This is a genomic window from Lentzea sp. NPDC058436 (assembly GCF_042721515.1).
GTDB lineage: Bacteria > Actinomycetota > Actinomycetes > Mycobacteriales > Pseudonocardiaceae > Lentzea.
In genome coordinates this window covers 204,512-218,602 of record NZ_JBHXLF010000001.1, presented here as the reverse complement: position 1 = coordinate 218,602, position 14,091 = coordinate 204,512, and the positions used below count along the sequence as shown (strand labels likewise).

Genomic DNA, 14,091 nt, shown 5'->3' with positions numbered 1-14,091 from the left:
TACCGGCCGCCGTTACCGTGCATTGTGAGCAACGAGGTCGGCGACGTCCACGGCCACGTGGTCCAGGCCGGCCATGTGGACCGCATCGACCTGCACCCCATCACACCCCCGACGACCGCGCTGTACGGCCTGCCACCCGTCACCACGATCTTCCGCGGACGAACCGCCGAACTCGCCGCCCTTCGATCCCGGTGGGCAGAGGAAGGTCCGGCGGTGATATCGAGTGCCGTCGGTGGACTGGCGGGTATCGGCAAGACCGAGCTTGTCCTGCACGCCGCTCACCAGGCGGCTGAGGACGGTGACTTCCCCGGCGGCGTCCTTTTCATCGATCTGCAGGGCTACGACGAAGCCAGGCGCGTCACGTCCGTCCAAGCTCTGGACAGCTTCCTACGCGCGCTCGGCGTCGACAGCCGCCACATCCCTCCCGCTGAAGACCAACGCTCCGCGCTCTACCGTTCGATACTCAACTCCCGGCAGCGCATGCTGATCGTGTTGGACAACGCCTCCTCCACCGCTCAGGTGCGACCGCTGCTACCAGGTAGTCGACACCGTGTGGCGATCACCAGCAGACACACACTGTCCGGGCTGGACGAGGCACACCATCTCGAACTGGGCTTGCTGGACGAGACCGTGGCCACTGAACTGGTCGGTGACGCCAGGCTGGCGGCATTGTGCGGACGGCTCCCACTCGCGTTGCGGATCATGCGAGCACTCATCAAGGTCGATCCTCACACCGAATGGGCAACCGAACTCGCCGATGCGGGGCATCGTCTCGACCTCCTCGACGACGGCGACAGCCGAGCGGTGCACGCCGCGTTCGACCTGTCCTATCGCTCACTTGACGAGGAACAACGCCGACTTTTTCGACTGCTGTCATTTCACCCCACCGACGAGTTTCCGCTGGAAGGCGCCGTAGCGCTGGCTGACCGGCCGCTGTCGCGCACTCGCGTCATGCTCAGGGAACTGGTCCGTGCGCACCTGATCGAACCAGGTGCCGATGCCGGCTGGTTCACCTTCCACGACCTCGTCCGGCTCTACGCGAGCTACCACGCGAAAACAGACTGCGAGGCCGATGTCGCGCTCAGTCGCATGATGGTTCACTACTCGACCAAAGCAAACCTTGCGCGTAAACACCGCTCGGCGGGAGACCTCCCCAGACAGACTCCCTTCAGCGGCCGCGACGACGCTGCCGTGTGGCTAGACCGCACCTGGGCAGTCCTGACTGAGACAGCAAGGTTGGCTGCCGAACGGGGACAGCCCGCAATTCTGTTCCCTCTCGTACGAAGTCTTTGGTCCTACTTCGAGATCCGTTGGCACCCTAAGGAACTACTTGAAGTTTGCGAGCTAGCCCTCAACTTGGCGCAGTCCACTGGAGATCGAGCCAAGGAAGCGAAGATGCTGGCAGAAGTCGGGAACGTTCACGTGCGCACCCGGCAGTTCACTGAAGCCATCGTCAACCTAGAGCGTTCCCTGGCGCTGTACCGCACGTTCGACGATGATTTCGGTCTTGCTGGTGCACTGAACGATCTCGGCAGCGCCTATCGCAGAGCGGGCCGCCCGTCGGACGCCCTCGTCGCATATACTGAAGCCCTAGCCATCAGAGAGGCAATCGCTGACTGGCGCGGCATCGGCCAGACACTCAACAACCTCGGGAACGCAGAGCGCGATAATGGGAATCCCACCTCGGCGTTGGCGTGGTACGAGAAAGCTTTAGACCTGCGTCGGCGAATGGGTGACGATAGCGGTGTGGCGCAGACACACAACAACATCGCCACGGTCCTGCTGCGCGAAGGCGATCTCGAGGAAGCGATCAGCCGCCATGCGGTTGCCCTGCGGACGTATCGCAAGTTGGGAGAACCCAACCGCGAAGCTGGGACGCTCTACTCTCTCGGTAGGGCTCTGCTGGACACAGACCAGCGAGCTTCGGCAGAAACCGCGTTACAAGAGGCCTTGTCCATCTTTGAACGACTTGGCGCAGTGCGCGAGGCTCAGGAGGTCAGGGACCTGCTGAGCGAAGCCTAGACGGCCGAATTGCTCCGGAAAGTTCTTGCAACGCTTTGCCCGGTGTGCCTGCGGGTGCTACGACCATAGGTGAACCCCTGCAGCAAGGAGACAACGTGGTTTCCTCGGCTTCGCGCACCCTCCTGGCGGTGCTGCTGATCGTCGGACTGTCCACACCGGTGCAAAGTCTTGCGGCGCCACCGGGCGCCAAGGACGTCACCGTCACCCTGTTCCAATGGCCGTTCGCCCGCGTGGCGTCGGAGTGCACGAACGTGCTGGGCCCCAAGGGCTACGGCTACGTCGAGGTCTCTCCCGCCACCGAGCACATCCAGGGTCCGCAGTGGTGGACGAGCTACCAGCCCGTCAGCTACCGGATCGCCGGACGGCTCGGCGACGAGAACGCCTTCCGGAACATGGTCACCACCTGCCACAACGCGGGTGTGAAGGTCATCGCGGACGCGGTGATCAACCACATGAGCGCCGGATCGGGCACGGGCACCGGCGGCTCCGGCTACTCCAAGTACAACTACCCCGGTTACTACAGCGACTGGGACTTCCACTCGTGCCGCTCGGCCATCAACAACTACCAGGACCGCTACAACGTCCAGAACTGCGAGCTCGTCAACCTGTCCGATCTGGACACCGGCAGCGACTACGTGCGCGGCACGATCGCGGCGTACCTCAACCGGTTGATCGGCATGGGAGTCGACGGGTTCCGGGTCGACGCGGCCAAGCACATGGCGGCGGGCGATCTCGCCGCGATCAAGGGCAAGTTGAGCAACCCCAACGTGTTCTGGGTCCACGAGGTCATCTACGGCGCGGGTGAGGCCGTGCAGCCCGGCGAGTACACGGGTTCTGGTGACGTGGACGAGTTCCGCTACGCCTACGACGTCAAGCGGGTCTTCCAGAACGAGAACCTCGCCTACCTGCGCAACTTCGGACAGACGTGGGGCTTCCTGCCCAGCGGTCAGGCCCGGCCGTTCGTGGACAACTGGGACACCGAGCGCAACGGGTCCACGTTGACGTACAAGGACGGTTCGACCTACACGCTGGCGAACGTGTTCATGCTGGCGTGGAACTACGGTGCGCCGCAGGTGTATTCGGGCTACGAGTTCACCGACAAGGACGCGGGTCCGCCCGGCAACAACGTCTGCTACAGCGGCTGGAAGTGCCAGCACGCGTGGACGCAGATCGCGAACATGGTCGGGTTCCGCAACACCGTGGCGGGCACGGACGTGAACAACTGGCAGGACAACGGGTACGACATGATCGCGTTCGGCCGCGGCACCAAGGGTTTCGTCGCGATCAACCGCGAGACGTTCCCGGTGAGCCGCACGTTCCAGACGGCATTGCCGGCCGGGAGTTACTGCAACGTCCAGGAGAACGGCTGCGTGCGCGTGACGATCGACGCGCAGGGCCGGTTCACCACGACGCTCGGTGCCGGAACGGCGCTCGCGCTGCACGTGAACGCGCGCTGAAAATCACCGGCTGTCCACCGCGCGAAGCGGTGGACAGCCGGGAGTTCTTCATCAGGCCGTGTGCAGCCTCAGGCCGTACACGTTGAGGATCTCGTTGATCGGCTGGAACCAGGTGCGGCCACCGCTGGTGCAGTTGCCGTAGCCGCCGGACGTGACGCCCTGCGCCTGGTCACCGGTGATGAACGAACCGCCGGAGTCGCCGCCCTGGGCGCAGACCGAGGTGCCGACCATCTGGTAGACGGCGCCCTGCGCGTAGTTCACGGTCTCGTTGCGGCCCTGGATCACGCCGCAGTGCCACTGCGTCGTCGAACCCGAGCGGCAGACCGAGGTGCCGACCGGCGCCTCCCACGAGCCGCGCACCAGCGCGTCCGGCACACGGCCCCAGCCGAGCACGACCGGAACGGTCCACCAGCCACCGCCCGTGCGCACCCACGCGTAGTCGTTGCCGGGGAACGAGGATCCGGCGAAGTTGCCCTGGAACGAGCGGTCCCAGCCGTAGACGGCCGCGCCGTTGCCGCCGCAGTGGCCCGCGGTGACGTAGCCGCCGTGCACCGAGAAGCCGATGGAGCAGCGGACGTTGCCGGTGTAGTACGGGTCGCCGCCGACCGTGCCCGCCGCGTACGTCTGCGGCTGCTGCACGCCCTCGGTGCGGACGGTGATGGCGCCGTGCTGACGTGCCTTCTCCAGGAAGGAGGCCACCTCAGCGGTCTGCTTGCCCGCCTCGACGTTCACCACGACGGTCCCGGTGCGGGCGTCGGGCTGCCAGCTCGCCACCGCGGACGGCACGGCGCCGGTCGCGGACAGCGCGTCGAGGCGGTTCTTCTGGGCCGCCAGCGAGTTCGCCGAACGGCCGACGACGACGGCCTCGGCACCGGTGGCCTCGACCTTGCGCGCGGCGGCCTTGTCGGTGACGGCCACGACCAGGCGGTTCTTCGCCTCGTCGAACCAGCTGCCGGCGAGCGCGGCGCCGGCTTCCGCTTCAGCGCGCGGCGCGATCTGCGACGCGCGGTTCTCCTTCTCCAGACGCAGGCGCGCCTGGGACTCGGTCAGCCCGAACGCCGAGCTCATCGCGGTGAGCAGGCCGGGTGACATCTCCTTCTCCGACGCCTGGGCCGGAACGGTGAAGGTGGTCCCGACCAGCACGAGCGCCAGCGCGGGCACGATTCTGGGCACGGTGAAACGCATGCTCTTCTCCTTGTCCGTGCAGGGATCGCTTCCGCCCCGTTGCGAGAAGCGACGAACATGAGAGCGCTCTCACCGTGCAGCAGGACAGCGGCAGTGGTCAACACCTGTTACCGGAACTGTCCTGCCCGACAAATGCCCGAATGGGCGAAAACGGGCATCACTCCATCACGACGATCTGCCGCACGGCCTCCCCGGATGCGAGCTTCGCGAACCCGTCGTTGATCTCGCCGAGCCCCAGCCGCCCGGACAGCAGGCCCTCGACCGGCAGCCGTCCAGCGCGGTGGAGGTCGACGAAACGGGGCACGTCGCGGCGCGGCACGCACGAGCCGAGGTAGCTGCCCTTGAGCGTGCGTTCCTCGGCGACCAGGTTCAGCGCGGGCAGGCTGACGGTCCGATCCGGGTGCGGCAGACCGACGGTGACCGTGGTGCCGCCAACGGCCGTCGCGGCGTAGGCCTGTTCGAGCACGGCCGCGACCCCGGTGGTGTCGATGACCTTGTCCGCGCCGCCTCCGGTCAGGTCCCGGACGTGTTCGACCACGTCAGAGCCACCAGCGACCTCGTGCGTCGCCCCGAGCGTGAGGGCGAGCTTGCGCTTGTGCTCGACCACGTCGACCGCGACGACCTGGGTGGCACCCGCCGTCACGGCCGCGAGCACCGCCGCCAGGCCGACGCCCCCGAGCCCGAACACCGCGACCTTCTCCCCCGGCTTCACGTCGGCGCTGTAGAACGCCGCGCCCGCACCGGTCAGCACCGCGCAGCCGAACAGCGCGGCGATGTCGAGCGGGAGGTCGGGCGGGACGAGCGTGGCCGACCGGTCGGAGATCACCGTGTACTCGGCGAACCCGGACACGCCCAGGTGGTGATGCGGGCGCGTGCCGTCCGGGAGGGTCCAGCGGCGTTGCCCGCTCAGCAATGTTCCGTCTCGATTGGCCGCGGCTCCCGGCTCGCACAACGCCTGCCGGCCCGACGCGCACCGCCGGCAGGCACCGCACGCGGGCACGAACGACAGCACGACGTGGTCGCCCGGCGCGAACTCGGCGTTCGGGCCTGCCTCCACGACCTCGCCCGCCGCCTCGTGGCCCAGCACCATCGGCAACGGCCGGATCCGCGAACCGTCGATCACGGACAGGTCGGAGTGGCACAGGCCGGTGGCGTGCACGCGCACCAGCAGTTCGCCGGGACCGGGAGGGTCGAGTTCGAGCTCGACGATCTCCAGCGGTCCGCCGACCCCGGTCAGCACCGCGCCTCGCGTCTTCACGCCACCACCAGACCTTCCATCGCCGTGCGCAGATGCGCGGGGATCTCCACCGGTTTGCGGGTCGCGCGGTCCACGAACACGTGCACGAAGTGGCCCTCAGCCACGACGTCCTCGCGTCCCTCGTGGAAGAACCCGACCTCGTAGCGCACGCTCGACCGGCCGAGGTGCCCGACGCGCAGGCCCGCGTCCAGCGCCTCCGGGAACGACACCGAGGCGCGGTAGTTGCAGTGGGACTCCACGCACAGCCCGATCTCCTGCCCCGCCTGGATGTCCAGCCCGGCGTCGATGAGCCACGTGTTGATCACGGTGTCCATGAACGCGTAGTGGACGACGTTGTTCACGTGGCCGTAGACGTCGTTGTCCGCCCACCGGGTCGGAATCCGCTGCCAGTGCCGGTACTTCTCGCGCAAACTTCCATCCTCCGCTGTCCGGTCAGACACTGTCGTCGAGCCTCCTGGTGAGCTCGACCCTCGACCGCACGCCGAGCCGCGCGAAGATGTTGCGCAGGTGGTGCTCGACGGTGCGGTGGCTCAGGAACAACCGCGCGGCGACCTCGCGGTTCGTGGCGCCCTCCGCGACCAGGCGCGCGATCTGCGCCTGTTGAGGCGTCAGGCGCGGGTGGTTCTTCGGTTCGCCCGTGGAGTCACCGGCCGCGCGCAGCTCGGCGCGGGCCCGGTCGACCCAGTGATCAGCCTGGTAGGACTGGAAGATGTGCACGGCGTCGCGCAGGTGTTCGCGCGCCGCCTTGGGCTTGCGCCCGCGCCGGAGCCGATTGCCGTACAGCAGCTCGGTCTTCGCGAGCTCCAATGCCGTGCCGCTGGCCCGGTGCAGCCTGATGGCTTCCTCGAAGTGCTCGTCGGCCGTACCGCTTTCCAGCAGGCCGTGGCAGCGGTGCGAGAGAGCCAGCCGCACCGCGCTTCCCGTTGAACCGGCCCACTTCTCGTACGGCTCCAGCGCTCTGTCCGCTGTGGACGGTCTGCCGCAGGCGACGGCGGCCTCCACGACGTGCGGCGCGGCCATCACCCTGATGCCCGCGTGCCCGGGGTTCAGCCGGAGCCGTTCCAGCGCGTCGGCTGGCCGGTCGCGGGCGAGGTCGACGCACGCGAACGCCCACGCGCCGAACGTGCCCGGCCGCGTCAGCCCGCGCTGTGTGATCTGCTCGGTCGCGGTGTCGATGCGGTCCAGGGCCGTCTCCGAGTCCCCGCGCAACGCCGCCAGCAGCGCGAGGATCGTCAGGTGGTCGACGACGGCGTTGTGCTGGCCGATGGCCGTCGCCGCGTGCACGCCCTCGGTCGCCGCCGTCAACGCCGCCGCGTGCTGGTCCAGCAGCAACGCCGACAGCGCCCGGTACACCAGCGCCCACGGCACGAGCGCGGTGAACCCGCTCTCCCGCGCCGCCGTCACCGCGCTGGTCGCCATCTCGAACGACCGGGTCGCGTCCCCCAGCACGTAGGCGGCCTGACTGGCCCAGATCCGCGCCTGCGGACCGGGGACCTGGTCCGCGAGGTCGACGACGGTGCGCAGCGCGGGCAACGCCTCGTCGTGCCTGCCGTCGAACGTCGCCAGCATGCCGACGAGGTGGTCGAGCGTGAGCCGCGTGGCCGGTGGCTCGTCGTGCGCGCGGATCTCCTTGGCGAACTCGGCGACGGCGGTGTAGCGGCGGTGGTCACCGGCGATGCTGGCCGCCTCGCCCGCGAACCCCAGCGCCGCCACCGCGAGCACGCGACGCGTGCCGACCAGGCCCTTCGCCGCGCGGATCAGCCGGTCCGCCGCCACGTCCGGGAGGCTCTCGCCGAGGTCGATGCCACCGACGACGAGGTCCATCAGCGCCTTGAGCTCCGGGGTGGCGGTCATCTTCGTGGCGGTGCGCAGGACGGCCCGCGACCGGTGCGGCGCGCCGTGGGCCCAGTGGTCGGCGGCGGCCCTGAGCAGGTGGTGCGCCTTCTGCTCGGGATCGGTCGTGAGGCTCGCGGCCCGGTCGTGGTCGCGGGCGGCCGTCGCGAAGTCACCGCAGCGGCGGGCGTGCTCGGCGTGCGCGGTCAGGACGTCCGCGAGCCCGGGATCACGGGTCAGGACCGCCTGGTGCCACGTGCGGCGGGCGCCCGGCGGCAGGGTCTCCGCCAGTTCGGCGTGGGCCAGGCGTCGTCGCGCGAGCGGCACGTCGATCCGCAGCGCGGACCGGACCAGCCTGCGCACGTCGAACAACGGCCCGGCCTCGGTCACCGCGTCCAGGTCGAGCGTCTCGGCGTCGACCTCCTCGTCGACCGCGGCCAGCGCCACGACGTGCTGCGCCTGCGGGGACAGCGAGTCGAACCTGGCCCGCCACCGCTGCCGCAGCGAACTGTTCTCCGGCAGCACGTCCGGCGCCGGCGCGATGCCGCCGAGCTGCGCGGACGTGAGCGAACCGGCGAGCTCTGCCAGCGCCAGCGGGTTCCCGCAGGCGAGGTCAGCGAGGTCCGCGGCGAGGGTGGCGGGCAGGCCGGGCACGAGGTCGTGCAGCACCCGGACGCTCGTCTCCGCGTCCAGCGCGTCGAGCGTGACGCTCGGCAGCCCGCCCGACTCCCCCTCGGTGGTGATGAGCAGTGCTGCCCGCGTACCTACTACGTCCCGAGCGAGCCGCAGAAGGTCGTCATCAAGCTCAGGTTCATCGAGGCACAACAACGCGTCGTAAGTGTTCATCACGGCGTTGAGCAGCGACGTCTTACCCGATCCGGCCTCACCACGCAGCACAAGCACCCCGCCGCGCCCAACGCGCGCACGGTCCACCAACGCGTCCACGGCGACGCGTTGCCGCTCTCGGCCACGCAGCATCGGCCCAGTCTTACGGCGGCAACCGCTCCACCGGAAGAGGGAGCGCCCAAATTCACCTACCACCGTTAGTTTTTCGATCGAAGCTGTTCACCGAGACCGGTGGTTGCACCGATGCGGACCCGGTGACCGGGGTTGCAGGGTCGAGGTCGTCCCCCGTTCCCCCTGCCGAATGAGGTGTACAACGCCGTGCAACTCCGCACCCTGCTCCCCGTCGCACTGACCCTGACGCTGCTGGGCAGCACCTTCGCCCAGGCCGCCGACAACCCCTACGAACGCGGCCCCGCCCCCTCCAACGCGAGCATCGAGGCCCTGCGCGGCTCGTTCGCCGTGTCGGAGACCTCGGTGTCGTCCCTGGTCAGCGGCTTCGGCGGCGGCACGATCTACTACCCGACCAGCACGTCGGCCGGCACGTTCGGCGCGGTGGTCATCTCCCCCGGCTACACCGGCACGCAGTCGAGCATCTCCTGGCTCGGCCCGCGCCTGGCCTCCCAGGGCTTCGTGGTCTTCACGATCGACACCAACACGATCTACGACCAGCCCGACAGCCGAGCGTCCCAACTCCTGGCCGCGCTCGACTACCTGACCGGCCAGAGCACCGTCCGTTCGAGGATCGACTCGTCCCGCCTCGGCGTGATGGGCCACTCGATGGGCGGCGGCGGCACGCTCCGCGCCGCCAGCCAGCGCCCGGCCCTGCAGGCGGCGATCCCGCTCACCGGCTGGCACACCACCAAGAACTGGTCGTCCGTCCGGGTCCCCACCCTGGTCGTGGGCGCCGAGAGCGACTCCGTCGCCCCGGTCTCCTCGCACTCGGAACCGTTCTACAACTCGCTGCCGTCCACTTTGGACAAGGCGTACCTGGAGCTCAACAACGCCTCGCACTTCGCGCCGAACTCGAACAACACGACGATCGCGAAGTACAGCATCTCGTGGCTCAAGCGGTTCATCGACAACGACACCCGCTACGAGCAGTTCCTCTGCCCGGCGCCGGGCCGCAGCACGCTGATCGAGGAGTACCGGGACACGTGCCCGCACTCCTGATCGGCTGAGCACGGGTCGCGGCGCTGACCGAGCGCGGGGCGCCGCGACCCGTCACCCGGTCTTCCTCCTGCGCCACCACCAGACCGCGAGGACCGCGCCCAGCAGCACCGGGATCACCACCAGGTTCCACCGCACCGCCGTCTCCCGCCGCACGGGCTGCGCGGACTGCGCGGGCTGCGCGTCGGCGACGGCCCGGATCTGCACCGTCACGTGGTCGCGGTTCGCGCTGAGAGTCACCGTCGTGTGCTCGAACGCCTTCTCGACCACGGCGAACACGACGACCTCTTCGACCTGCCCGGGAGCACGCCGTTCGGAGAACCCGACCTCGACTCCGTTCCATTCGTTCACCGTCGCGGGGATGCCCTCCGTCCCGAGGACCTTCAACCCCTCCGGAAGCCCGAGAGTCCCCCGGTAGCTGTCGTGGGCGGGACCCGTCGCCCGGAACTCACCGATCACCTTGATCCGCTCCCCCACCCTCAGATCGCGCGGGTGGGTCGTGCCGTCCTCGTTCACGACCGTGATCCCCAGGGGCTTCACCACGTTCTCGCCGGCATGGACGAACGCCGTGTCGACACCGCTGATGTCCTGGCCCGGTGTGTCGATCTTGAGGATCGCGGACTCCCCGTTCGACACGTCGAACTTCGACAACTGCTCCTCGTCCGCGTCCTCGGCCCGCCAGTGGGCGACGCCCCACGTCGTCTTGTCGACGCCGAGGCGGTCGTTGGAAGTCAGCCGGTAGTGGTTCACCGGGAGGTCGCGCAAGCAGTACGTCCCGTCGTCGGCCGTCGTGGTCTTGAGGTCCAGCCCGACGTTCTCCGGGTGGCGCGCCCGGATCTCGTGTCCTCCCAGCAGGCGTTCGTCGTCCTGCCGCTGACCGTCCGCGTTCTCGTCGAGCCACGCGGTGCCGCAGATCGAGCCGCCGTGCACGCCGATCGTCATCTTGTCGCCAGAGGCGACCTCCGCGCTCGCCGCCGTCGTGACCACCAGCGAGTCCGAGGGGTAGCCGACGCTCCACACGCCCGGCTCGAGCTTCGCCACACCGTGGTCGTCCGTGTAGTGCATGCGGACGTCAGGCCCTCTGCTGGAGTTGAAGAACGCGTGACCGTACGGCGGCTCGTCGTTCTGCCGCACGCCGTCGGCGTTGCGGTCCCAGAAGATCTCGACCTCGGCGCCGTCCTGCGCCGCCGCGACACCGGTTCCTCCCGCCACGAGGAGGACCACGAACCCCAGGGTGAAGTATCTGCGCACACCCCGAAGTGGCCGGCGTGCGGTGGTCCGTTGCACCGATCCACTCGTTCGGCCCAACGGAGTAACGGCGCGACCGGCCCGTCCTATGAAGCAGGGGTGAGCACCTCGAAGTCCCGTCGCCGGACGACCATCTGGATCGCCGTGGCCGTGGTGCTCGCGTGCGCCACGACCGCCGTGGTCGCGATCAAGCACGGCTGGTTCCGCACCAGTTCGTCGGTGACGAACTCCGCCACCGTCGGCAAGGACGGCGTCGACCTCACCGTCGACGGCGTCCGCATCCACGGACCGGCCGGCGTGGCACCGGAGGGCACGACCCTCACCGCTCACTCGACCACCGCGTCCGCGCCCGGCCTGAGCTCGACGATCACCGCGAACACCGGTGCCGGCATCGAGATCTCCCTGGGCGGCAGGCAGCCCGAGAAGCCCCTCGAACTGAAGTTCCCGGTCACCGGTGCACCGCCGGAGGGTCAGCACGCCGTCCTGGTCACCACCCCGTCGGACGGGTCCGAGCCGCGCCTGGTGCCTGCCTCCTTCGACGCCGCCACCAACACGATCACGGCCACCACGGACCACCTGAGCTCGTTCTGGCCGACCTTCGTCGACCTCCGCGCGGCGGGCCGGGTGGTCGACGACTTCGTCGGCAAGGCGCTGGGGATCACCTCGGCACGACCGGAGTGCGCCGGGGTGCCCGCCACCGACCCGTCCGGCATGAAGATCACGATGGACGGCGACTACTCGGCGTCCGCCAAGCCGGTCCTGTGGCCGTGCGTCACGGTCGGGGACGGCCGGATGACCGTGGAGCTGACCAGCAGCTCCCCGCTGCCGTGGCGGGTGCGCGCCGCGCCGTCCGCCACGCTCGAACCCCAGGCCGCGATCGACCCGGCCAAGGCCGCGGTGCTCGCCGGGTACCACGCGCTGGCGACCAAGCGCCCGTACGCCGAAGGCCTGCTCATCCCCGGCAGCGGCATGAAGTACACGTTCCCGGTGTCGTCGCTGCCCGCGACCGTCGAGGGTCAGGTCGACGTCGGCACGTGGCTCGTCATGGACCTGGTGTTCGCGGTGCAGGCGATCATGGCGCTGTTCCACGTCGACCTCGGGGCCGTGACCGACAACGCCGCTGCGCTCGGCTGTCTCGGTGACGCCGTCGAGGCGGCGAAGCTCGACGCCAAGCCGGGTGCCGACGCGGTGGCTGCGCTCGCCAAGGCCGCGTTGACGTGTCTCGAACCGATGGCCAAGGCGTTGGGCGGCGGGCTTTCCACTGCCGCGAGCTTCGTGCTGCTGGTGTTGTCGAGCGGGGTCGCGCTGGTGTTCGGCGGACTGCAGGGTGCACTGATGTCGTTGACGGGCACGGACAAGTTCAAGATCGCCCTCAACGGCAGCGGCAAGCCGGTCAGCGCCGCCGAACTCAGCTCGGCGCCCGTGCCGAGCATGTGCCAGCACCCCGCGGGCAAGTTGGTCAGGGGTTCGCTGCCGGGCATCCCCGCGAACGACGGCCTGGTCGAGCTCCTCCCCAAGACGATCGTGCTGGGCGACCTCACCGGCGACGGCACCCAGGACGCCGCGGCGGTCTTCCAGTGCTCCCGCGGCGGGGTCGGCTGGCCCAACCACGTCGTGCTCTACGGGCCGGGGCCGAAGGTGCTCGGCTCGATCGACCTCGGCGACGTCATCACCGACGCGGAGCACTCGACCGTGAGCCGGATGACCATCGCGGACGGCGACGTGTCGCTCACGTGGGACTCCTACCAGGGTGCATCGTTCTGCCTGCGCCAGTGGACCGGCCGGATCCACTGGGACGGGTCGAAGGCGTCCCTGCTCGGCTTGAAGCAGGTTTCGGGCGCCGCAAAGGGAACCTGCTAGCCGACGACGGTCATCCGCACGTCCGCAGACAACCGGTAGGGCCGAGTCTCCACCAACGCCCCCAGCAACCGCCGCAACCGCGACACCTCGGCCCGCACAGTCACGACGTGATCGGCATCGCCGTACAACGCCTGGCTCAACGCGTCCGCGGACAAGCCGTCCCGTCCGGCCCGGTGCAGCAACACCAGGATCTCCGCGTGCCGCCGAGTAACAGTGCGACGCCAGTCAGCATCACCACCGGACAACCGCACCTGCGGAGTCCGGGTCAGGTCGAGCTCCAACGACACGGTCCGATCCAAAGAGGACGGACGAATCAACCACCCGCCCGCAAGACGTTCGGGCGTACAAGCCCCCAACCCGGGCACAGCAACGGGTTGGCCGGCCACGGGAACCGCGATCCGCGACCCCACCGCCACCCCGTGCGACGCGGCCACCCACCCGTGGTCGTCCACGACGAGCGACGGCCCGGTGAGCAGGACCGCCGACCGCAGGCGCTCCAGCCGCTCCTGGTGGTACCGCCACAGCCGCGACTCGGCCAGCAGCCGCCCGGTCTCGACCAGGGCACCGATGGCCGGGTGCAGGGTCAGGGCCGGGCCGCTCACATCGATCACGCCGAGCAGCGAACCGGTGCGCGGGTCGTGCACCGGTGTGGCCGTGCAGTACCAGGGGTGCTGGCCCTGTTCGAAGTGTTCGCCGGCGAGCAGTTCGACGGGTGCGGCCTCGGCCAGCGCGGTGCCGATCGCGTTGGTGCCGACGCGGCCCTCGGTCCAGTCGGCGCCCTCGTAGAACCCCAGGGCGTCGGCGCGGCGGCGGACGGCGGGGGTGCCGGAGCGCCACAGGATGACGCCCTCGTGGTCGGTGACCACCAGCAGCAACTGGGAGGCGTCGGCGAGGGATCCCACGATCGTGCGCAGGTCGGGGACCACCTCGCGCAGCGGTGACTCCGACTGGCGGCGGCCCGTCTCGGCGTCGCCGAGCCAGTTGCGGGTGTTGACGTCGTCGGCTCGCAGGCCCAGGTCCAGGACGCGGTTCCAGGAGCGGGACACCAGGGCTCGTGGGCGCAGGGTGGAGCGGCTGCCCGCGATGACCGCGTCGTGCATGCGCACGAGCTCACGGGCATACGTGGGCAGGTGCTGACCGGGCGGCACTGCCCTGGGCACGCTCACGTGTCGAGCATGAACCAGGCGTGCAATCCGGTGCAACGGTTTCGCCGAC

The 14,091-nt window shown here is 69.3% G+C and carries 10 protein-coding genes; 4 read left to right on the top strand and 6 right to left on the bottom strand.

The annotated features are described in order from the left end of the window. Nucleotides 1-24: 24 nt before the first annotated feature. Together ACFWN2_RS00970 and ACFWN2_RS00965 are read left to right on the top strand one after the other, a co-directional pair. Nucleotides 25-2,022 (top strand): tetratricopeptide repeat protein, encoded by a 1,998-nt coding sequence (locus tag ACFWN2_RS00970; RefSeq protein WP_382424031.1) that lies wholly within the window; start codon nucleotides 25-27, stop codon nucleotides 2,020-2,022. 95 nt (nucleotides 2,023-2,117) lie between these two features. Continuing rightward, nucleotides 2,118-3,479 (top strand): alpha-amylase family protein, encoded by a 1,362-nt coding sequence (locus tag ACFWN2_RS00965; protein WP_382424030.1) that lies wholly within the window; start codon nucleotides 2,118-2,120, stop codon nucleotides 3,477-3,479. Between the two features lie 51 nt (nucleotides 3,480-3,530). Here ACFWN2_RS00965 and ACFWN2_RS00960 read toward each other — a convergent pair whose 3' ends face one another. From ACFWN2_RS00960 to ACFWN2_RS00945, 4 genes are all read right to left on the bottom strand, one after another. Continuing rightward, nucleotides 3,531-4,664, bottom strand: a complete 1,134-nt coding sequence (locus ACFWN2_RS00960; protein ID WP_382424029.1) for a S1 family peptidase — start codon at nucleotides 4,662-4,664, stop codon at nucleotides 3,531-3,533. Between the two features lie 157 nt (nucleotides 4,665-4,821). Continuing rightward, the gene (locus tag ACFWN2_RS00955; protein ID WP_382424028.1) at nucleotides 4,822-5,922 is read right to left on the bottom strand and encodes a zinc-binding dehydrogenase; all 1,101 of its coding nucleotides are present in this window, start codon (nucleotides 5,920-5,922) and stop codon (nucleotides 4,822-4,824) included. Continuing rightward, nucleotides 5,919-6,332 carry an acyl-CoA thioesterase gene (locus tag ACFWN2_RS00950; protein WP_382424027.1) on the bottom strand — a complete coding sequence of 138 codons (414 nt, stop codon included), beginning with the start codon at nucleotides 6,330-6,332 and terminating at the stop codon, nucleotides 5,919-5,921. The genes ACFWN2_RS00955 and ACFWN2_RS00950 overlap by 4 nt, the downstream gene beginning before the upstream one ends. Nucleotides 6,333-6,354: 22 nt before the next feature. Next, nucleotides 6,355-8,733, bottom strand: a complete 2,379-nt coding sequence (locus ACFWN2_RS00945) for a LuxR C-terminal-related transcriptional regulator (protein WP_382424026.1) — start codon at nucleotides 8,731-8,733, stop codon at nucleotides 6,355-6,357. 186 nt (nucleotides 8,734-8,919) lie between these two features. Here ACFWN2_RS00945 and ACFWN2_RS00940 point away from each other — a divergent pair, with 186 nt between their 5' ends. Further along, entirely contained in the window at nucleotides 8,920-9,771 is an 852-nt protein-coding gene (locus tag ACFWN2_RS00940) for an alpha/beta hydrolase family protein (RefSeq protein ID WP_382424025.1), read from the top strand. Between the two features lie 51 nt (nucleotides 9,772-9,822). Here the strand turns inward: ACFWN2_RS00940 and ACFWN2_RS00935 are convergent, their stop codons facing one another. After that, nucleotides 9,823-10,992, bottom strand: a complete 1,170-nt coding sequence (locus ACFWN2_RS00935; RefSeq protein WP_382424024.1) for a hypothetical protein — start codon at nucleotides 10,990-10,992, stop codon at nucleotides 9,823-9,825. A gap of 123 nt (nucleotides 10,993-11,115) precedes the next feature. On the opposite strand from ACFWN2_RS00935, the gene ACFWN2_RS00930 reads away from it, so the two are divergent. Further along, complete coding sequence (locus ACFWN2_RS00930) at nucleotides 11,116-12,876, top strand: hypothetical protein (protein WP_382424023.1); 1,761 nt, start codon at nucleotides 11,116-11,118, stop codon at nucleotides 12,874-12,876. On the opposite strand, the gene ACFWN2_RS00925 is transcribed toward ACFWN2_RS00930, so the two are convergent. Then, the gene (locus ACFWN2_RS00925; protein WP_382424022.1) at nucleotides 12,873-14,042 is read right to left on the bottom strand and encodes a transcriptional regulator; all 1,170 of its coding nucleotides are present in this window, start codon (nucleotides 14,040-14,042) and stop codon (nucleotides 12,873-12,875) included. The genes ACFWN2_RS00930 and ACFWN2_RS00925 overlap by 4 nt on opposite strands. Nucleotides 14,043-14,091: the final 49 nt, after the last annotated feature.

What these genes read in the sequence shown, in the direction of transcription:
- ACFWN2_RS00960 (WP_382424029.1), bottom strand. Translation starts at nt 4,664, where the DNA reads ATGCGTTTCACCGTGCCCAGAATCGTGCCCGCGCTGGCGCTCGTGCTG.
- ACFWN2_RS00945 (WP_382424026.1), bottom strand. Translation starts at nt 8,733, where the DNA reads ATGCTGCGTGGCCGAGAGCGGCAACGCGTCGCCGTGGACGCGTTGGTG.